General features: G+C 63.8%; 19 protein-coding genes. 11 read left to right on the forward strand and 8 right to left on the reverse strand.

Features of this window, described 5'->3' with window-relative positions; translation table 11 throughout:
- The first annotated feature begins 91 nt into the window (after positions 1 to 91).
- Positions 92 to 1,024 carry an esterase-like activity of phytase family protein gene (locus tag Q0603_RS04560; protein WP_298722714.1) on the forward strand — a complete coding sequence of 311 codons (933 nt, stop codon included), beginning with the start codon at positions 92 to 94 and terminating at the stop codon, positions 1,022 to 1,024.
- 99 nt (positions 1,025 to 1,123) lie between these two features.
- On the opposite strand, the gene rpmB is transcribed toward Q0603_RS04560, so the two are convergent.
- Positions 1,124 to 1,426 (reverse strand): 50S ribosomal protein L28, encoded by a 303-nt coding sequence (gene rpmB / locus Q0603_RS04565; protein ID WP_298722716.1) that lies wholly within the window; start codon positions 1,424 to 1,426, stop codon positions 1,124 to 1,126.
- Positions 1,427 to 1,728: 302 nt separating this feature from the next.
- Between rpmB and rpmH the strand changes: the two genes are divergently transcribed.
- Genes rpmH through argB form a run of 6 tightly spaced genes read left to right on the forward strand, consistent with a single transcriptional unit; the run spans position 1,729 to position 5,958 of the window.
- Positions 1,729 to 1,863 (forward strand): 50S ribosomal protein L34, encoded by a 135-nt coding sequence (gene rpmH / locus Q0603_RS04570; protein ID WP_298722719.1) that lies wholly within the window; start codon positions 1,729 to 1,731, stop codon positions 1,861 to 1,863.
- Positions 1,864 to 1,873: 10 nt separating this feature from the next.
- The gene (gene rnpA / locus Q0603_RS04575; RefSeq protein WP_298722722.1) at positions 1,874 to 2,251 is read left to right on the forward strand and encodes a ribonuclease P protein component; all 378 of its coding nucleotides are present in this window, start codon (positions 1,874 to 1,876) and stop codon (positions 2,249 to 2,251) included.
- The gene (yidD, locus tag Q0603_RS04580; RefSeq protein ID WP_298722725.1) at positions 2,248 to 2,505 is read left to right on the forward strand and encodes a membrane protein insertion efficiency factor YidD; all 258 of its coding nucleotides are present in this window, start codon (positions 2,248 to 2,250) and stop codon (positions 2,503 to 2,505) included. Before rnpA ends, yidD begins: the two co-directional genes overlap by 4 nt.
- A complete protein-coding gene (yidC, locus tag Q0603_RS04585; protein ID WP_298722728.1) occupies positions 2,505 to 4,331 on the forward strand; it encodes a membrane protein insertase YidC in 1,827 nt (608 codons plus the stop codon). Before yidD ends, yidC begins: the two co-directional genes overlap by 1 nt.
- A gap of 5 nt (positions 4,332 to 4,336) precedes the next feature.
- Positions 4,337 to 5,002 (forward strand): ribosome biogenesis GTP-binding protein YihA/YsxC, encoded by a 666-nt coding sequence (gene yihA, locus Q0603_RS04590; RefSeq protein WP_298722732.1) that lies wholly within the window; start codon positions 4,337 to 4,339, stop codon positions 5,000 to 5,002.
- A 41-nt stretch (positions 5,003 to 5,043) separates the two neighbouring features.
- Positions 5,044 to 5,958: an acetylglutamate kinase gene (gene argB / locus Q0603_RS04595; RefSeq protein WP_298722735.1), complete on the forward strand. Its 915-nt coding sequence runs from the start codon at positions 5,044 to 5,046 to the stop codon at positions 5,956 to 5,958.
- Positions 5,959 to 6,010: 52 nt separating this feature from the next.
- On the opposite strand, the gene Q0603_RS04600 is transcribed toward argB, so the two are convergent.
- Genes Q0603_RS04600 through gcvA form a run of 3 tightly spaced genes read right to left on the reverse strand, consistent with a single transcriptional unit; the run spans position 6,011 to position 8,874 of the window.
- A complete protein-coding gene (locus Q0603_RS04600) occupies positions 6,011 to 6,916 on the reverse strand; it encodes a DMT family transporter (RefSeq protein ID WP_298722738.1) in 906 nt (301 codons plus the stop codon).
- An 18-nt stretch (positions 6,917 to 6,934) separates the two neighbouring features.
- Positions 6,935 to 7,936 carry an LLM class flavin-dependent oxidoreductase gene (locus tag Q0603_RS04605; protein ID WP_298722741.1) on the reverse strand — a complete coding sequence of 334 codons (1,002 nt, stop codon included), beginning with the start codon at positions 7,934 to 7,936 and terminating at the stop codon, positions 6,935 to 6,937.
- 44 nt (positions 7,937 to 7,980) lie between these two features.
- The gene (gene gcvA, locus Q0603_RS04610) at positions 7,981 to 8,874 is read right to left on the reverse strand and encodes a transcriptional regulator GcvA (RefSeq protein ID WP_298722746.1); all 894 of its coding nucleotides are present in this window, start codon (positions 8,872 to 8,874) and stop codon (positions 7,981 to 7,983) included.
- 85 nt (positions 8,875 to 8,959) lie between these two features.
- Here gcvA and Q0603_RS04615 point away from each other — a divergent pair, with 85 nt between their 5' ends.
- A complete protein-coding gene (locus Q0603_RS04615; protein WP_298722749.1) occupies positions 8,960 to 9,412 on the forward strand; it encodes a VOC family protein in 453 nt (150 codons plus the stop codon).
- 54 nt (positions 9,413 to 9,466) lie between these two features.
- On the opposite strand, the gene purB is transcribed toward Q0603_RS04615, so the two are convergent.
- Positions 9,467 to 10,855 (reverse strand): adenylosuccinate lyase, encoded by a 1,389-nt coding sequence (purB, locus tag Q0603_RS04620; protein ID WP_298722752.1) that lies wholly within the window; start codon positions 10,853 to 10,855, stop codon positions 9,467 to 9,469.
- Between the two features lie 218 nt (positions 10,856 to 11,073).
- Here purB and Q0603_RS04625 point away from each other — a divergent pair, with 218 nt between their 5' ends.
- Complete coding sequence (locus Q0603_RS04625; RefSeq protein WP_298722754.1) at positions 11,074 to 12,903, forward strand: acyl-CoA dehydrogenase; 1,830 nt, start codon at positions 11,074 to 11,076, stop codon at positions 12,901 to 12,903.
- 396 nt (positions 12,904 to 13,299) lie between these two features.
- On the forward strand, positions 13,300 to 13,674 hold the full coding sequence (locus Q0603_RS04630; protein ID WP_298722756.1) for a VOC family protein: 375 nt from the start codon (positions 13,300 to 13,302) through the stop codon (positions 13,672 to 13,674).
- 54 nt (positions 13,675 to 13,728) lie between these two features.
- Here the strand turns inward: Q0603_RS04630 and Q0603_RS04635 are convergent, their stop codons facing one another.
- Positions 13,729 to 14,145 carry a hypothetical protein gene (locus Q0603_RS04635; RefSeq protein ID WP_298722759.1) on the reverse strand — a complete coding sequence of 139 codons (417 nt, stop codon included), beginning with the start codon at positions 14,143 to 14,145 and terminating at the stop codon, positions 13,729 to 13,731.
- Positions 14,146 to 14,372: 227 nt separating this feature from the next.
- On the opposite strand from Q0603_RS04635, the gene Q0603_RS04640 reads away from it, so the two are divergent.
- Complete coding sequence (locus Q0603_RS04640; protein ID WP_298722762.1) at positions 14,373 to 15,011, forward strand: LysE family translocator; 639 nt, start codon at positions 14,373 to 14,375, stop codon at positions 15,009 to 15,011.
- Between the two features lie 212 nt (positions 15,012 to 15,223).
- Here the strand turns inward: Q0603_RS04640 and Q0603_RS04645 are convergent, their stop codons facing one another.
- Together Q0603_RS04645 and aceB are read right to left on the reverse strand one after the other, a co-directional pair.
- Positions 15,224 to 15,538, reverse strand: a complete 315-nt coding sequence (locus tag Q0603_RS04645; protein WP_298722765.1) for a hypothetical protein — start codon at positions 15,536 to 15,538, stop codon at positions 15,224 to 15,226.
- Between the two features lie 144 nt (positions 15,539 to 15,682).
- Positions 15,683 to 17,293: a malate synthase A gene (gene aceB, locus Q0603_RS04650; RefSeq protein ID WP_298722768.1), complete on the reverse strand. Its 1,611-nt coding sequence runs from the start codon at positions 17,291 to 17,293 to the stop codon at positions 15,683 to 15,685.
- Positions 17,294 to 17,497 lie beyond the last annotated feature (204 nt).

Raw genomic sequence — 17,497 nt, forward strand, 5'->3', positions numbered from 1 at the left:
AGCATACCGGATGGATCAGCGGCAACAAGGCCGAGTATGGCGCAACGCTGTTTTCAAGTTCATTTTCCTAATCGCCGCGCTGGCCGTTCCGATGGCGGTCCCGGCAGCGGCGCAGCCCGCACCGGAACGGCCGGTGACGGTGCGCAGCGCGGAACTGGAGCTTAATCCCGAACAGCCGGATCAGCGCCGGCTCGGCAGCCTGCATTATCTGGGCGGACTGATCCTGGCGGCCGATGACGACACTTTCGGCGGTTATTCGGGCATGGAGGTTGATCCCGACGGCAAGGGCCTGTGGGCGATTTCCGATCTCGGTCACTGGCTGCGCCTCGATTTCACGCTGGACGATAACGGCCTGCCCAGGGGCGTCGCGTCCGCGCGCCTTTTGCCACTGAACGATGCCGAAGGCCGGCCGCTGGAGCGCAAGCGCGATAGCGATGCCGAGGCGCTGCGCCGCGGCGTGGATGGCAAATGGCTGGTCGCGTTCGAGCGTTCGCACCGCATCTGGAGCTATGCCGAGCCGGGCGGCGTGGCGGCCAGCGCGCTGCCATTGCCGCCGGCTGTTGCGGATCAGCCGGCGAATGGCGGCATCGAAGCGATGGCGGTGCTGCCCGATGGCAGCCTGCTGCTGCTGAGCGAGGAGCATATGTTCGGCCAAGACAACGCCGCCTGGCTGTGGCGGGACGGGCGCTGGCACGATCGCCTCTGGCCGGTCAGCGGCGACTTCCATCCGACCGATGCGACAGCCTTGCCCAATGGCGATGTGATCGTGCTGGAGCGCTACTACACGCCGTTCGTCGGGCCGAAGGCGCGGCTGAAGCGCCTGCCGGCAGCGGGGCTTGCCGATACGCGGCTGAAGCCGGAAACCTTGGCCGAATGGGCGCGGCCGGTTTCGGTCGACAATATGGAAGCGTTGGATGCGCGCCGCGCCGCCGATGGCTCAACCTGGCTTTACGTGATGTCGGATGACAACCGTAACCGGTTGCAGCGCATGCTGCTGATGATCTTCCGCCTTGATCCGCGCTGACGCATTGCATTGCAGCGGTAACGCAAAAACGCCGACGCCCGCCGGCATTGCTGCCGGCGGGCGCCGTAGAAACAGGAAAGCGCGGTTGAGCGTGTAGGCTTAGGCAGCCTGGCTCTGCTTGGCCGCCAGCGCCTTCTTGATCTTGCGCTTCAGGACCTTCGCCTCGTCCGAGAGGAGGGTGTCCTTGGTCTTCAGCAGCCAGTTGTCGATGCCGCCGTTATGCTCGACCGAGCGCAGGCCATGGCTGGAGACGCGCAGCCGCACGTTCTGGCCGAGCGCCTCGCTGATCAGCGTGACGACCTTCAGGTTCGGCAGGAACCGGCGCCGGGTCTTGTTGTTGGCGTGGCTCACATTGTTTCCGGTCCGAACGCCCTTGCCGGTCACTTCGCAACGACGAGCCATGGTAAACCTCTTAGACTTTCAGTGTTTCTGCAAAATTGGCGGCCGGTTATAGGGGCTCCCCCCCGCCGCGTCAATGCCAAAACCCGGCTTTTGCGGGGCCAAAGCCGCGGCATCATGGCGCGCCGGGGGCGCGATTTGCAGCCCAAGCCCGCCATCCTCGCGTTGACTCAGGCGGTTCAACCCCTTATACAGCGGGACCGATTTTGCGCGGGGCCCTAACCAGGCCCCTTATTTACGCTTTTCATCGCGGTTTTCCGCCGGTTTTTCGGAGGAAGCCCGCGATGGCAACACGGAGAGCGGCTGTGAAAAGGACCTATCAACCCAGCAAGCTGGTGCGCAAGCGCCGCCACGGCTTCCGCGCCCGTATGGCCACCAAGGGCGGCCAGAAGGTGCTCGCCAATCGCCGCGCCATCGGCCGCAAGAAGCTCTCGGCTTAATCTCGTCCCGATGGCGACGGGCGGCGTCGAGCGACTCCGCCGCCGCGCGGATTATCTCCGGGTGCAGGCGGCCGACCGCCGGGCGGCATTCCCAGGCCTGCTGCTGCAGGCCGCGCCGGGCCAGGAAGGCTGTTGCCGGGTGGGCTTCACCGCATCGCGTAAGGTCGGCAACGCCGTCACCCGCAACCGGGCGCGCCGGCGCCTGAAAGCCCTGGCTGCCGAAATCCTTCCCCGCCATGCCGCCTGCGGCCACGACTACGTTCTCGTCGCTCGCCAGGCCACGCCCCAGCGCGATTTCGCCGCGCTTCGCCGCGATCTCGAAAGCGCGCTGAAGAAGCTGAAATTGTGGCAGGCGGCAGAGATGCCGCGGGAAAGCGAAGCCTCATGACGCCGCTGGCCCGCCTCGCCGCCCTGCCGGTCCAGGCTTATCGGTTGTTCCTGTCGCCCTGGGTAGGGCATAACTGCCGCTACCAGCCGACCTGTTCGTGCTATGCGCTGGAAGCGCTGGAACGGCATGGCGGCATCAGGGGCAGCTACCTCGCCGTCCGTCGTCTGGCGCGGTGCCATCCCTTCGGCGGCAGCGGCTTCGATCCGGTGCCGCCGGCGCGTAACTCTTCATCCGTACAACAAGGCTCAGTCTGATGTCCGACCAGAAGAACCTCATCATTGCGATTGCGCTGTCGGTGGCGATCCTGCTCGGCTTCCAGCTTTTTATCGAAAAACCCAGGCAAGATCGTCTGCGCGAACAGCAGGCGACGCAGCAGCAGGCGCAGGTGCCGACGGACAGCAGCGTGCCGCAGGCGCCCGGCAATACCGGTCTGCCGCAACTGCCGAGCCTCGCCCAGCAGGTCGATCAGGCGCAGTCGCGCGAGAAGGCGCTCGCCGCCGCGCCGCGCGTGAAGATCGAGGGCAAGCGCATCGTCGGCTCGCTGAACCTGATCGGCGGCCGCATCGACGATATCGTGCTGCCGGAATACAAGGAGACCATCAAGCCCGACAGCCAGCCGATCCACCTGCTGTCGCCGGCGGGCGGCCCGTCGCCCTATTACGTCGAATTCGGCTGGACGGCGGCCGGTGCCAATGTCGCCCTGCCGAGCGGCCAGACCCGCTGGACCGCCGATAAGGATGTGCTCAAGCCCGGCCAGCCGGTGACGCTGACCTGGGATAACGGCCAGGGTCTCGTGTTCACCCGCGTCGTCAGCGTCGATGACGACTATCTCTTCACCGTGACGCAGAAGGTGGAGAACAGGGGCGGCAGCGCGGTGACGCTGTTCCCCTATGCGCTCGCCTCCCGCCATGGCACGCCGCGTACCGATGGCCTCTATATCCTGCATGAAGGCCCTCTCGGCGTGTTCCGCGCCAAGGCGGATGAAAACGGCACGCTGAAGGAATTCACCTACAAGGACATCGCTGACGACCAGTCCGTGGAGTTCGATTCCTTCGGCGGCTGGATTGGCTTCACCGACAAATACTGGCTGACCGCATTGGTGCCGGCGGTCGGCCAGAACATCAAGGCGCGCTTCACCCATGCCAAGCCCAATGGCGGGCCGGAGCGCTATCAGGTCGATTATCTTGGCGGCGGCCTTCAGCTCGAGCCCGGCAAGACGATCGAGAATACCTCGCTGCTGTTCGCCGGCGCCAAGGAAGTGAAGCTGATCGATCGCTACGAAGAGCAGCATCAGATCGCCCGCTTCGATCTGGCGATCGACTGGGGCTGGTTCTACTTCCTGACCCGCCCGATGTTCTTCGCCATCGACCTGCTGAACCGCCTGATCGGCAGCATCGGCCTGGCCATGCTGGCGCTCACCGTCATCGTGAAGCTGCTGTTCTTCCCGCTCGCCTATAAGTCCTATGTGGCGATGAGCGCGATGAAGAAGCTGCAGCCGGAGATGCAGCGTCTGCGCGAACGCTATGGCGAGAATCGCGAGATGATGCAGAAGGAGCTGATGGCGCTGTACAAGCGCGAGAAGGTCAATCCGGCTGCCGGCTGCTTGCCGATCCTGCTGCAGATCCCGGTTTTCTTCGCGCTGTATAAGGTGCTTTACATTGCCATCGAGATGCGCCACGCGCCCTTCTATGGCTGGATCAAGGACCTCTCGGCGCCCGATCCGACCTCGTGGATCAACGGCTTCGGCCTGCTGCCCTGGGCGGTGCCCGATCTCGGTCCGCTCGGCATCATCTCGATTGGCGTGTGGCCGATCATCATGGGCGTTACCATGTACCTGCAGATGAAGATGAACCCGACGCCGCCGGATCCGGTGCAGCAGAAGATCTTCGCGCTGATGCCGGTGGTGTTCACCTTCATGCTCGGCCATTTCGCCGCCGGTCTGGTGATCTACTGGAGCTGGAACAACACACTCAGCATCATCCAGCAATACGTGATCATGAAGCGCATGGGCGTGAAGATCGGCGGCGGCGCGGAGAAGCCCGAGACGCCGGCCAAGCCCGCCGCCAAGCCTAAGAAGTAAGTCCAATGGCCGAGCTGCCGGCCGCGGACGAAACTTTCAGCCCGGCCGCGCTGGAGCGCGGCCGGTTGCTGTTTGCCAGCGAATGCGAGTTCTTCGCCGGTGCCATGACGATGGCGCAGCTGCCGCTGGCGCGTGGGCCCGAAGTGGCTTTTGCCGGCCGTTCCAATGTCGGCAAATCCTCGCTGATCAATGCGCTGACCGGCCGCAAGGCGCTGGCGCGGGTATCCAACACGCCCGGCCGCACGCAGCAGCTCAATTTCTTCGATCTCGGCCGCGGCAAGCTCACCCTGGTCGACCTGCCGGGCTATGGCTATTCCTCGGTGGGCAAGGCCAAGGCGGCTGCCTGGACCGAGACGACGCGCGCCTTCCTCAAGGGCCGGCCGGAACTGCGCCGGGTCTGCCTGCTGGTCGATGGCCGGCACGGGCTGAAGCCCGGCGACGAAGACATCATGAAGCTGCTGGACAAGTCGGCGGTGATCTACCAGGTGGTGCTGACCAAGGCCGACAAGATCAAGCCGGCGGAACTGGAGCGGGTCAAAACCGAGACCGCCGCCACATTGTCCCGCCATGTCGCCGCCCATCCGGTGATCCGGGTCACCTCCAGCGAGGACGGAACCGGCATCCCGGAACTGCGCGCCGAGCTTGCGGCCCTGGGCGAAGGGCCCCTATAACCGCTCATCTGAAACCTGAAGAGTAGTCCGAGACCTCTGCCATGAAGACCTCCGGTCCCCAGCCTTTGGAAGCGCATCTGCAGCAGACCGCCAAGGTTCTGTCCGAGGCTTTGCCCTATATGCGGCGCTTCGCCGGCCAGACCATGGTCATCAAGTATGGCGGCCATGCCATGGGCGATGAGGCGCTGGCCGAGCAGTTCGCCCGCGACGTGGTGCTGATCAAGCAGGTCGGCATCAATCCCATTGTGGTTCATGGCGGCGGTCCGCAGATCGGCGCGATGCTGGAGCGTCTCAAGATCAAGAGCGAATTCGTCGACGGCCTGCGTGTTACCGATCAAAGCACGGTCGAGATCGTCGAGATGGTGCTGGCCGGTTCGATCAACAAGCAGATCGTCACCGCGATTGGCGCCGCCGGCGGTATCGGCATCGGCATCAGCGGCAAGGACGGCAAGCTGATCGAGGCGCGCAAGCTGCGCCGCTCGGTGCGCGATCCCGGCTCCAATATCGAGAAGCTGCTTGATCTCGGCTTCGTGGGCGAGCCGGTGCGGATCAACCCGGATATCCTGCGCACCCTGCAAAGCTCCAACGTCATTCCGGTCGTGGCACCGATTGGCGTGGGCGAGCAGGGTGAGACCTATAACATCAATGCCGACACGTCGGCGGGTGCGATTGCCGCCGCGGTGGGGGCCAGCAAGCTGCTCATGCTCACCGACGTTCCGGGCGTGCTGAACAAGGAGAAGAAGCTGATCCCGACGCTCACCGCCAAGGAGGCGCTGATGCTGATGGGCGACGGCACCATTTCCGGGGGCATGATCCCGAAGGTCGAGACCTGTCTGGAGGCGGTGCGCGGCGGCGTGCAGGCGGCGCATATCCTCGATGGCCGCATTCCGCATGTGCTGCTGCTCGAACTGTTCACCGCGCACGGCGTCGGCACGATGATCGAGCGGACGCCGTAGGCCGCGCGCGATAAAATGAAGAAGCCGCCGGATGTGAATTCCGGCGGCTTTTTTATGCGGTCTGCCGCACCTGCCGCCGGTTGACCAGAACGATGCCGGCAACGATCACCGCGGCGGCCAGCCAGACCAGCAGGCCATAGCGCTCGCCGAACACGAAGGTGCCGATGGCAAGGCTGGTTGCCGACATCACATAGCCGATCTGGCTCAGATAAACCGGCCCGGCAACGCGCTGCAGCTCGAAATAGGGAATGAAGCTGAGGCAGGCGAACAGCCCTGCCGCGATCAAGGTCCAGTCCGCCGGCGCTGCCGTGGACGGAAGATAAAGCATGCCGAATGCCGCGCAGGCGATCAGCAGCCAGAAGGCAGCGCCAAGCAGCGTGCCGGCCGCAAGCGCCAGGGGCGCCGCATCCTTGGGCCAGGCGCGGGTGCGATAGATGTTGCCCACAGCCAGCGACACGGGCGCGATGAAGGCAAGCAGCATCCAGGGCAGGACTTCGGCATTGATGGGGCCTGAGCGGGGAGCGAGAATCATCAGGATGCCGATCAGGCCGAACAGAATGCCGGTCGCGCGCATCCAGGCGAACTGCTCCATCCGCAGGCCGAGCGCGATGATATAGGTCAGCATTGCCGGGAAAGCATAGACGATGCTGGGCAGTCCCGCGCCGATCTGCGCCACCGCGAGGAAGACCATCACGCTGGGCAGGGCGAGCGTGATGAGGCCGCTGATCATATAGAAGCGCAGATGGCGCAGGCTCAGCGGCGGCCGTGCGCCGGTCATGATGGCCAGCAGCAGCAGGGCGATGCCGCCGATCAGGTTCTGCCAGAAAGCGAAGGCGGCAGCCGGAATGCCGCTGGCGGTCGCCAGCTTGGCGAAGGGCGGCGCAAGGCCCAGCGTGCTGCCGGTCAGCACCAGCAGGACAAGCGGGTAGGATTTGGACTGACGAAGCGCGACGAGCATGATGGTTTACTGAAAATTTCAGGTTGGGGTCTTCAGGCTGTCGCGAATATCGGCAGCGATTTCAAAAGAATGCAGGCGCGCCTTATGATCGTAGATCTGCGCCGTCAGCATCAGTTCGTCGGCGCCGGTGCGGTTGAGAAAATCCTGCAGTTTGGCGCGCACGGTGTCCGGACCGCCGACGGCAGAGCAGGACAGAACCTGATCCAGCATGGCCTGGAATTGCGGCGGCAGTTCCTTCTCATAACCAGGCTTGGGCGGCGGCAACTGGCCCGGCCTGCCGCTGCGCAGGTTCACGAATGCCTGCTTCCACGAGGTTGATAGAAGCTGCGCTTCCTCGTCGGTATCGGCAGCAAAGATGTTGAAGCCCAGCATCACGTAAGGCCTGTCCAGATGTTCGGACGGCTTGAAGCGCTCGCGGTAGATCGCGATGGCATCCATCATCTGCTGCGGGGCGAAATGCGAGGCGAAGGCATAAGGCAGGCCGAGCATCGCCGCCAGCTGCGCGCCGAACAGGCTGGAGCCGAGAATCCAGATCGGCACATTCAGCCCGGCGCCCGGCACGGCGCGGATGGCCTGTCCGGGCTCGGCCGGTGCGAAGTAGTTCATCAATTCGACCACGTCGCGCGGAAATTCGTTCTCGTCCGAGGTGAGATTGCGCCGCAAGGCATAGGCCGTGCGCTGGTCGGTGCCCGGCGCGCGGCCAAGGCCGAGATCGATACGGCCCGGATAAAGCGATTCGAGGGTGCCAAATTGCTCGGCGATCACCAGCGGCGAATGATTGGGCAGCATGATACCGCCGGCGCCGACGCGAATCGTCGAAGTGCCGCCCGCGACATGGCCGATCAGGATTGACGTGGCGGCAGAGGCGATGCCGGGCATGTTGTGATGCTCAGCCAGCCAATAGCGTTTGTAGCCCCAGCGCTCCGCATGGCGCGCCAGATCCAGCGTATTGCGGAAGGATTGCGCCGCATCGCTGCCTTGGGGAATCGGGGAGAGGTCGAGAACGGAAAAAGTCGGCATGGCTCGCCAATATGGGAGAGTGAAGGGAAAAGACTAGAGGGTGATCAGCCGAACAGCCAGTCGCGGAACGCCTTGATCGCAAGCTCGCGTTCGCGGCCGGGCAGATGCAGCAGGTAGTAACCGCCCTTGCGCTGCACGCGGTGGTTCGGCAGAGGCTCGACCAGGCGGCCATCGGCCAGTTCGGCCTGCACAAAAATGTCGGGCACCAGCGCAAGGCCCAGGCCATTCACGGCAGCTTCGATGGACATGAAGAAGTGCTCGAATGCCGGACCGCGCGGCGGCTTGTGCGTCTTCAGCCCGGTGGCGGCGAACCATTCGCGCCAGGCTTCAGGCCGTGTCGAATGGGTGAGCAGCGTGTGGCGCTTCACATCCTCGGGCCGCTTCAGCGGCCTGGATTTCAGCAGCGCCGGGCTGGCCACCAGGATGACGGTCTCGCCCATGAGAAATTCGGCGGTGACATTCGGCCAGTCGCCATGCCCGTACTGGATGCCGACATCGACCGGCTCGGTGAGGAAATCCACCGGCCGGTCGGCGCTGGTGACATCGACGGTGATCTGCGGGTGACGGCGATGGAAATCGGCAAGGCGCGGCATGAACCAGCGCATCGCAAAAGTCGGCAGCATGGTGATTGCCAGATGATCCGGGCGCCGGGCTGGCCGCGTGATGAGCTGGGTTGCGGCGCTGAGCCGCTGAAACGCATCCGTCAGGCTGGGCAGATAGGCGGCGCCGGCGGGGCTGAGTTCCAGGCCGCGCGGGCCGCGATGAAACAGCGCAACGCCGAGATCGGCCTCAAGCTGCTTGACCAGCCGGCTGACCGCGCCCTGCGTGACATTCAGTTCCTGGGCCGCGCGGGTGAAGCTCAAATGCCGTCCGGCGACTTCGAAAGCGCGCAGCGCATTCAGCGAGGGCAGGCGGGATTCACTATGAGAAAAACTCATGACAAGGCGAGTTTAAATCGATTGTGAGGCCGTCGCCAGTCGCTAATATCGCCGCAGTTCAGGCTTCTCCAGCAAAGGAATCAACATGAACGCCATGGCCCCAGCCAAATCCGCCGTGAAGGCGATCCGCCCGTTCCATCTCGCCTTCCCGGTGCGCGACATCGAGGAGGCCCGCAAGTTCTACGGCGAGCTGCTCGGCTGCCCTGAAGGCCGCTCATCGGATACCTGGGTGGATTTCGACTTCTACGGCCATCAGGTGGTGGCGCATCTGGCGCCCGAGGAGGTCGGCTACAAGAAGGCCGGCGAGGTGGACGGCCATGACGTGCCGGTGAAGCATTTCGGCGTCATCCTCACCATCCCGGACTGGAAGGCGCTGGCCGAGCGGCTGAAGGCCGCCGGGATCAAGTTCATCATCGAGCCTTACGTGCGCTTCGAGGGCGAGGTGGGCGAGCAGCACACCATGTTCTTCCTCGACCCCTCGGGCAACGCGCTTGAGTTCAAGGCCTTCGCCAATGACGACATGATCTTCGCCAAGTAAGGCGTTTGAGTCTTGGAAAGCAAGCGGCCCGCTTTTCAGCGGGCCGTTTCGTTTTCAGCGCTTCTTCTTCGCGGGCTTCCTGCTTTTGGGCGCCGCGGCCTTCTTCGCCTTCAGGCGGGGCTTCGCCTTGACGCCGGGCGTCAGGCCTTCCTTGCCGAAGACGCGGGCGAAGATGGTGTCGACATGCTTCAGGTGATAGCCAAGGTCGAACAGCGCGGTGAGCTGCGCCGGCTTCAGGCGGTCGGTGACTTCCTTCTCGCCCAAGAGGGCCTGGAGGAAATCGCCGCCATGCTGCCAGATGCGCAGGGCATGACGCTGCACGATCCGGTAGGCGTCCTCGCGGCTCATGCCCGCCTGCGTCAGCGCCAGCAGCACGCGCTGCGAATGCACCAGGCCGCCGAAGCGGTCGAGGTTCTTCATCATGTTGTCGGGATAGACCACCAGCTTCTCGATCACGCCGGCCAGACGGTGCAGCGCGAAGTCGAGGTGGATGGTGGCGTCCGGGCCGATGCCGCGCTCGACCGAGGAATGGCTGATGTCGCGCTCATGCCACAGCGCGACATTCTCCAGCGCCGGGATCACGGCCGAACGCACCAGGCGGGCGAGGCCGGTCAGATTCTCGGTCAGCACCGGATTGCGCTTGTGCGGCATCGCCGAGCTGCCCTTCTGGCCGGGCGAGAAGAATTCCTCGGCTTCCATCACTTCCGAACGCTGCAGATGGCGGATCTCGACGGCCAGCCGCTCGATTGAGGAGGCGACCACGGCGAGATGCGCGAAGTAGGCCGCATGGCGGTCGCGCGGGATCACCTGCGTGGAGACCGGCTCGGGCTGCAGGCCCATCTTCTTGGCGACCCATTCCTCGACGAAGGGATCGATGTTGGCGAAGGTGCCGACCGCGCCGGAGATCGCGCAGGTGGCGACTTCCTCGCGGGCCAGCAACAGGCGCTTGCGGGCGCGCTGGAACTCGGCATGGAAACCGGCCAGCTTGAGGCCGAAAGTGGTCGGCTCGGCATGGATGCCGTGGCTGCGGCCGATGCAGGGCAGCAGCTTGAATTCGAAGGCGCGCTCCTTCAGCGCGTCGAGCACGCGGTCGACGCCGGCGATCAGCAGGTCGGCAGCGCGCACGAGCTGCACGTTGAAGCAGGTATCCAGCACGTCCGACGAGGTCATGCCCTGATGGACGAACCGCGCCGAGGGGCCGACATGCTCGGCCAGATTGGTCAGGAAGGCGATGACGTCATGCTTGGTCTCGCGCTCGATGGCGTCGATGCGCTTGATCTCCCACTTGCCCTTGGCCCAGACCTCCTTGGCGGCGGCTTTCGGGATCACGCCCAGAGCGGCCTGGGCATCGCAGGCATGGGCCTCGATTTCGAACCAGATGCGGAATTTCTGCTCCGGCTCCCAGATGGCAGCCATTTCAGGACGGGTATAACGCGGGATCATGCGGGCCTCGGCGGCTAACGGTGAGGTCAGAAAAGGCGGGAAAACTCGCGGGTTGTGTAGCCCCTCCGGGCCCTGCGATCAAGCGGACTTAACGTCGCGGCAGAGGTCCGCTGCAGAGCCCCGGAGACTCGCCGGGCATGCCGCAGGGGGAGCCTTGATTCCGGGCCTTCCGGGCGGCAGCCTCCTCCGCCGTCAGAAAGAGCATCAGGGAGAGAGGCATGGCCGCCGAGAACATGCTTGCCACCGTCAACCGCCGCGACCTCGATTTCCAGCTTTTTGAGGTGCTGAAGGTTGAAAATCTCACCACCCGGCCGCGCTTTTCCGATCATGACCGCAGCACCTTCGCCGCCGCGCTGGACACCGCCCAGCAGGTGGCGGCGGAGCATTTCCAGACCCACAACCGCAAGGCTGACCTGAACGAGCCGCATTTCGACGGCAGCCAGGTGCATCTGATCCCGGAGGTGCGCAAGGCGCTGGACGAATTCATCAAGGCCGGCTTCATGGCGGCGCACCGCGATTACGACGAAGGCGGCCAGCAACTGCCCAATGCCGTGACCCAGGCCTGCTTTGCCTGTTTTCAGGCCGCGAATGTCGGCACTTCGGGTTATCCGTTCCTGACTGTTGCCGCGGCCAACCTGATCGGCGCATTCGGATCGAAGGAGCAGAAGCGGCGCTTCATGCAGCCGATGCTGGAAGGCCGCTTCTTCGGCACCATGTGCCTGTCGGAGCCGCAGGCAGGATCGGGCCTTGCCGATATCCGCACCCGCGCTACGCCGCTGAGCAACGCCGATGAAGCGGGCGCCGCCTACCGCATCCAGGGCAGCAAGATGTGGATCTCGGGCGGCGAGCACGAACTGACCGAAAACATCGTGCATCTGGTGCTGGCCAGGATCGACGGCGCGCCGGCAGGTGTGAAGGGCATCTCGCTGTTCATCGTGCCGAAGCGCCGCGTCAATGGCGACGGCAGCCTGGGCGAGCGCAACGACGTGCAGCTCATGGGCCTCAATCACAAGATGGGCTTCCGCGGCACCACCAACACGCTGCTCAGCTTCGGCGAGAAGGGCGACTGCATCGGCTATCTGGTCGGCGAGCCGCATCGCGGCCTCGATTACATGTTCATGATGATGAACGAGGCGCGCATCGGCGTGGGCCTTGGCGCCACTATGTTGGGCGTCGCCGGCTATCTCTACAGCCTCGATTACGCCAGGCAGCGGCCACAGGGCCGCCGGCCGGACAACAAGGATCCGAACTCAAAGCCGGTGTTGATCATCGAGCATGCCGATATCAAGCGGCTGCTGCTGGCACAGAAAAGCTACACCGAAGGCGCGCTGGCCCTGTGCCTGTACGCAGCGCTATTGGTCGACGAGCAGCATACGGGTGAAAGCGAGGAGGCGCGTCAGCGCGCCGGGCTGCTGCTCGATATGCTGACGCCGATGGTGAAATCCTGGCCCAGCGAATTCTGCCTGGAGGCCAACAAGCATGCCATTCAGGTGCTGGGCGGCTATGGCTATACCCGCGATTATCCGGTCGAGCAGTATTACCGCGACAACCGCCTGAATCCGATCCATGAAGGCACGCATGGCATCCAGGGTATGGATCTGCTCGGCCGCAAGATGCTGATGAAGAACGGCGCGGGCGCCAAGCTGCTGTTCGAGACGATTGCCGCCGATATCGAAGCCGCCAGGGCAGTGCCCGATTGCGCCGCCTGGGCAGAGCAACTAAAAGCCGCGCTCAGCCGCGTGATGCAGACGACGCAGGCCATGCTCCCGGCGGCAAAGGACGGGCGCATCGCACTCTATCTCGCCAATGCCACCTTGTATCTCGACATGATGGGGCATGTAGCGATTGCCTGGATGTGGCTGCGTCAGGCGCGCGTGGCGGCGCAGGCCTTGCCGCAGGCGGCGGGCGCGGATGAGGCCTTCTATCGCGGCAAGCTGGCCGCGGCGCGCTACTTCTACGCTTATGAATTGGGGCGGCTGGACCACTGGTTGCCGATTTTGGGCCGCCTGGAGCCGGCAACCCTGGAGATGCAGCCCGATTGGTTCTGAGTTCAAGCAATTAGCGGCAAGACGGCTTAGGCGAAATCAGGCTGATCCAAGCGCGTTTCATACTTGTCCAAACTCGACCAATCGGGGCCAATGGAACCAAGTCCGGCACATTCGCGCTGGTATTTGGATGGTCCTGTATGCGACCGGTTCTTGGGTGTTTGAGGGATATTCACGATGCCCAGCAGCCGTATGGAACATGGATAGAACCCCGCGCGCCTGCTTCCAGTCCCATCATCGTCACGCGATTGCGATCCCGCCCAGTCGCTGCGCGCCCTAGATCAGACGCATCCCTTCATCGCGCATGCTGCGCTCACACGCCCGCCAGGATCCGTCAGCACCAGGATCCGCCAGCACCAGGATCCGCCAGCACCAGGATCCGCGAGCAGGAGGCCAAGGATGACCATTGTCTTGAACCACACCATCGTGCCGGCGCGCGACAAGGAAGAAGCGGCGCGCTTCTTCGCCCGCATTTTCGGCTTGGAATGCGGCGAGACGGATTACTTCGCGCCGGTCAGGGTGAACGAGCATTTCACTTTGCTGTTCGACAGCTATGAGGCCGACGAGGCCTTCGACGTGCATCACTATGCCTTCCATGTCAGCGATGCGGAATTCGATGCGATCTTCGATCGCGTGCGGGAAGCCGGCATTTTGTTCGGCAGTGATCCCGATACGCCCGATAACGGCCGCATCAATCGCTGGGGTGGCGGACGCGGCTTTTATTTCCGCGACCCGAACGGGCATCTGCTGGAATTGATGACGGTGCCGCAATAGTGGGCGCCGCAATAGTGGGCCGCAGTGATGCGCTGCGGTGAACGCAGCGTGAGATCAGCCCGCCTGGCGCCGCGGCGGGCTCTGCTGCATCAGCAATGGCTCGAAATTGCCGGCTGCCTCGACGCCTTCGTTCTGGATCAGCGCTTCCAGAGCTTCGCAGCATAATTCGGCCGAAAGCTTCACCTCCGGGCGGAAATGCCAGGTGAGCACCAGCCGGGCGCGGCGCACGGCCGTATGCAGTACCGCGTAATCCTGCACGAGGAAATCGTCCATCGGTCCTGCGCTGACGATCTGCGTCATGTCGCCAGCCAGATCGAGATCCTCGTCGAAAAGAATGGCAACGAAAGGATCGAAGAAATTGTCAGGCAATGTGGCATGGTCGGCTGCGGCGTATTCGGCGAGCAGCCGCCGGGCGCGGTCAACCGTATCGCGCAGGACAAGGAAATGCCGTTCCAGTTCGGATCGTTGCATGAGTCTGTAACAAGCGGGCCCGGCAAGTGATCCAATCCGGGCGCATGAAATCTAGCAGAAAATACACGCCTGCCGGGCGGAATCCGAAATGCACCGGCACAATTTTGCGCTTACGGGCCGCGAAAGGCGCGGCTAGAGTGACGCGTAAGAGTGCGTCCCCATAAAGGCGCCCAAAGAAAAGCCACCGAGAAAAGCTAGAGAAAAGTCAAAGAGAAAAAGCTCGCCCCATGCTGTCCTCTGCCAATCTGCTCGCCTTCGCCGCCATTTCGCTGGGCATGGTGCTGACGCCAGGCCCGAACATGATCTACCTGATCTCGCGCTCGATCTGCCAAGGCCGCATGGCCGGGCTGATCTCGCTGGGTGGCGTGGCGCTCGGCTTCGTCGTCTACATGCTCTGCGCCGCCTTCGGCATCACGGCTTTGCTGTTCGCCGTGCCCTATGCCTATGACGCGCTGCGCTTCGCCGGCGCGGCCTATCTGCTGTATCTCGCCTGGCAGGCGGTCAGGCCGGGCGGGCGCTCGCCGTTTCAGGTGCAGGCCTTGCCGCAGGACAGTCCGCGCAAGCTCTTCACCATGGGGCTGGTCACCAATCTGCTGAATCCGAAGATCGCGATGCTGTATCTGTCGCTGCTGCCGCAATTCATCACGCCAAGCGAAGAGGCGGGCAGCGTGCTGCTGCAATCGCTGATCCTGGGCAGCACGCAGATCGTCATCAGTGTGTCGGTGAATGCGCTGATCGCAATCACGGCTGGCTCAATCGCCGGCTTCCTCGCCGGCCGGCCCTTCTGGCTGCTGGTGCAGCGCTGGCTGATGGGCTGCGTGCTGGCGGGCCTCGCCGTGAAGATGGCTACCGAAGCGCGACGGTAGGTGGAATGTTTTGTGAGGCGTATCGATAGGCGTGCTTGCGGATGTGTGCCGCGTGACACCGGGCGTCAATTACGCGGTCACCCGCGGCCCAGGAAATGCTCGCTTGGCCGGGGGTCTTTCGCCGGGTGGCGGTCATGACGACGAAGGTTGGCCCAACATGACGAGAAATGTCAGCATGACGGTTATGGGTGTGCCTTGCGCGTAAACCCGTCTCACCCTTTCCCATGCTCGCCGATGCGGCCGTAGCGTTTGGATTTGGTGCGCGTGGTTGGGCGGTCGACGGAGGCTTGCGGATCCTGCAAACCCTCGGGCAGCTCCTCGTCGTAGTCCGAGCTGCCGTGATGCTCGGCGGTGAACATGTCGTTGCCATAGGTGCCGGGACCGTAGTCGCCCTGCGGCACCGAGCCCTTGCTGAGCGGTTCGTGATGCGTCGGCCCATCAGGTGAGCCGCGGCCGCCGGGGCGGTCGGTCTTCTGGCGCGGCAGGGATGGCGTTTTCAGCTTCGGTTCGACGACTTTCTCCGGCATGGCGGGCCCTCCTGATTCAACAGGAGAAAACCCGCCCAGGCCGGTGAAGGTTCCGGCTGCGTATAGTTTGACGCGGGCACCGACGGTCTGCTGCGAGCCGTCTGTTGCACGCTCGCCTGCGGCGCGCCGTTTACGGCCTTGTCGTCACTGTCCCGCCGCGACGATGCGGTCGTAGGCCGGGAGCGTCAGGAATTCGGTGAATTCCGGCGCCAGGGCCAATTCGCGGAAGAGGTCGGCGGCTTCCTTGTATTTACCGCTGTCGAACTTCTCGGCGCCGACCAGCTCGCGGGTCTTGGCCAGTTCTTCCTCGATGGTGCGCTCGATCAGCGCCGCATCGACCACGCGGCCATCATCCAGTCTCGCCTTGTGATGGCGCCATTGCCAGACCTGCGCGCGGCTGATCTCGGCGGTGGCGGCGTCTTCCATCAGGTTGTAAAGCGGCACGCAGCCGATGCCGCGCAGCCAGGCCTCGATATAGCCGATCGAGACATTCACGTTCTGGCGCAGGCCGGCCTCGGTGATGCTGCCATTGGGCAGTTCCAGCAGATCCTTGGCGGTGACATGCACATCCTGACGCTGGCGGGCGATCTGGTTGGCTTCCTTCATCACCGCATCAAACTCGGCCTTCGCAATCGGCACGAGGCCCGGATGCGCCACCCAGGTGCCGTCATGGCCATCGGTCGCCTCACGCTTCTTGTCGGCGGCGACCTTGGCCATCGCTTCGGCATTGGCCTTTTCATCATTCTTGATCGGGATCAGCGCCGCCATGCCGCCCATGGCATGCACGTTGCGCCTATGGCAGGTCTTGATCGCCAGCAGCGAATAGTTGCGCATGAAGGGCACGGTCATGGTGACCTGCGCACGGTCGGGCAGCACGGCCCAGGGCTGCTTGGCGAATTTCTTGATGAAGCTGAAGATGTAGTCCCAGCGGCCGCAATTGAGGCCCGCGGAATGCGTGCGCAGCTCGTAGAGAATCTCGTCCATCTCGAAGGCAGCGAGAATGGTCTCGATCAGCACGGTGCCGCGGATGGTGCCGCGTGGCAGATTCAGCCTGTCTTCGGAGAAGTCGAAGATCTGGTTCCACAGCCGTGCTTCCAGATGGCTTTCCATCTTCGGCAGATAGAAATAGGTGCCCTTGCCCTGTTCGGCGCGCAGCTTGGCATTGTGGAAGAAGTAGAGGCCGAAATCGAACAGCGCGCCCGACATCGGCAGGCCATCGACGATCACATGCCGCTCGGGCAGGTGCCAGCCGCGCGGCCGCACGAACAAAGTCGCGGGTTTCGGGCCCAGCTTGTATTCCTTGCCGGAATTGGGATCGGTATAGGCGATAGTGCCTTTGTTGGCATCGATCAGGTTGATCTGGCCATCGAGCATGTTCTCCCAGCTCGGGGTGGAGGCATCCTCGAAATCGGCCATGAAGACATAGGCGCCGGAATTCAGCGCGTTGATGATCATCTTGCGGTCCACCGGGCCGGTGATCTCGACGCGGCGGTCGAGGATGTCGGCAGGCAGCGGCGCCACTGTCCAGTCGCCCTCGCGGATATGTTTGGTCTCGGGCAGGAAGTCGGGCTTTTCGCCGGCATCAAGACGCGCCTGGCGCTCGACGCGCTTGTCCAGGAGGCGGCGGCGCTCAGGACCGAAGCGGCGCTCCAGCTCGACGATGAAGGCCAGCGCTTCGGCCGAGAGGATGGTCTCGAAACCAGGCTTATGCGCCCCGGTGATATGCACACCGGCCATCTGCGGCCAACCCGACATGGGCGTTCTCCCTCTGCTGCGATCATGAAAACGGCGCACACGATGAAACGTGGCGAAGGCGGACATTAGGCCCGAACTGGCCCCCTCTTCAAGGAATCGTATACAATCTTTTGCGATATTGTCCGGTGATTCGCGCATATCGCAGCTTGGACGCGGCTGGGCGGGCAAGCGCTGCCGCAATCATCCTGGGTCGGGTATGCGGAC

This window comes from uncultured Ferrovibrio sp. (assembly GCF_937960835.1).
Classification (GTDB): domain Bacteria; phylum Pseudomonadota; class Alphaproteobacteria; order Ferrovibrionales; family Ferrovibrionaceae; genus Ferrovibrio.

Coding starts and splice junctions, on each gene's coding strand:
- Q0603_RS04640 (WP_298722762.1), top strand. CDS start 14,373: ATGCTGTCCTCTGCCAATCTGCTCGCCTTCGCCGCCATTTCGCTGGGC.
- gcvA (WP_298722746.1), bottom strand. CDS start 8,874: ATGAGTTTTTCTCATAGTGAATCCCGCCTGCCCTCGCTGAATGCGCTG.
- Q0603_RS04645 (WP_298722765.1), bottom strand. CDS start 15,538: ATGCCGGAGAAAGTCGTCGAACCGAAGCTGAAAACGCCATCCCTGCCG.
- rnpA (WP_298722722.1), top strand. CDS start 1,874: ATGGCGACGGGCGGCGTCGAGCGACTCCGCCGCCGCGCGGATTATCTC.
- yidD (WP_298722725.1), top strand. CDS start 2,248: ATGACGCCGCTGGCCCGCCTCGCCGCCCTGCCGGTCCAGGCTTATCGG.
- yihA (WP_298722732.1), top strand. CDS start 4,337: ATGGCCGAGCTGCCGGCCGCGGACGAAACTTTCAGCCCGGCCGCGCTG.
- Q0603_RS04600 (WP_298722738.1), bottom strand. CDS start 6,916: ATGCTCGTCGCGCTTCGTCAGTCCAAATCCTACCCGCTTGTCCTGCTG.
- Q0603_RS04630 (WP_298722756.1), top strand. CDS start 13,300: ATGACCATTGTCTTGAACCACACCATCGTGCCGGCGCGCGACAAGGAA.
- yidC (WP_298722728.1), top strand. CDS start 2,505: ATGTCCGACCAGAAGAACCTCATCATTGCGATTGCGCTGTCGGTGGCG.
- rpmB (WP_298722716.1), bottom strand. CDS start 1,426: ATGGCTCGTCGTTGCGAAGTGACCGGCAAGGGCGTTCGGACCGGAAAC.
- purB (WP_298722752.1), bottom strand. CDS start 10,855: ATGATCCCGCGTTATACCCGTCCTGAAATGGCTGCCATCTGGGAGCCG.
- Q0603_RS04615 (WP_298722749.1), top strand. CDS start 8,960: ATGAACGCCATGGCCCCAGCCAAATCCGCCGTGAAGGCGATCCGCCCG.
- Q0603_RS04560 (WP_298722714.1), top strand. CDS start 92: ATGGCGGTCCCGGCAGCGGCGCAGCCCGCACCGGAACGGCCGGTGACG.
- Q0603_RS04605 (WP_298722741.1), bottom strand. CDS start 7,936: ATGCCGACTTTTTCCGTTCTCGACCTCTCCCCGATTCCCCAAGGCAGC.
- Q0603_RS04625 (WP_298722754.1), top strand. CDS start 11,074: ATGGCCGCCGAGAACATGCTTGCCACCGTCAACCGCCGCGACCTCGAT.
- Q0603_RS04635 (WP_298722759.1), bottom strand. CDS start 14,145: ATGCAACGATCCGAACTGGAACGGCATTTCCTTGTCCTGCGCGATACG.
- argB (WP_298722735.1), top strand. CDS start 5,044: ATGAAGACCTCCGGTCCCCAGCCTTTGGAAGCGCATCTGCAGCAGACC.
- aceB (WP_298722768.1), bottom strand. CDS start 17,293: ATGTCGGGTTGGCCGCAGATGGCCGGTGTGCATATCACCGGGGCGCAT.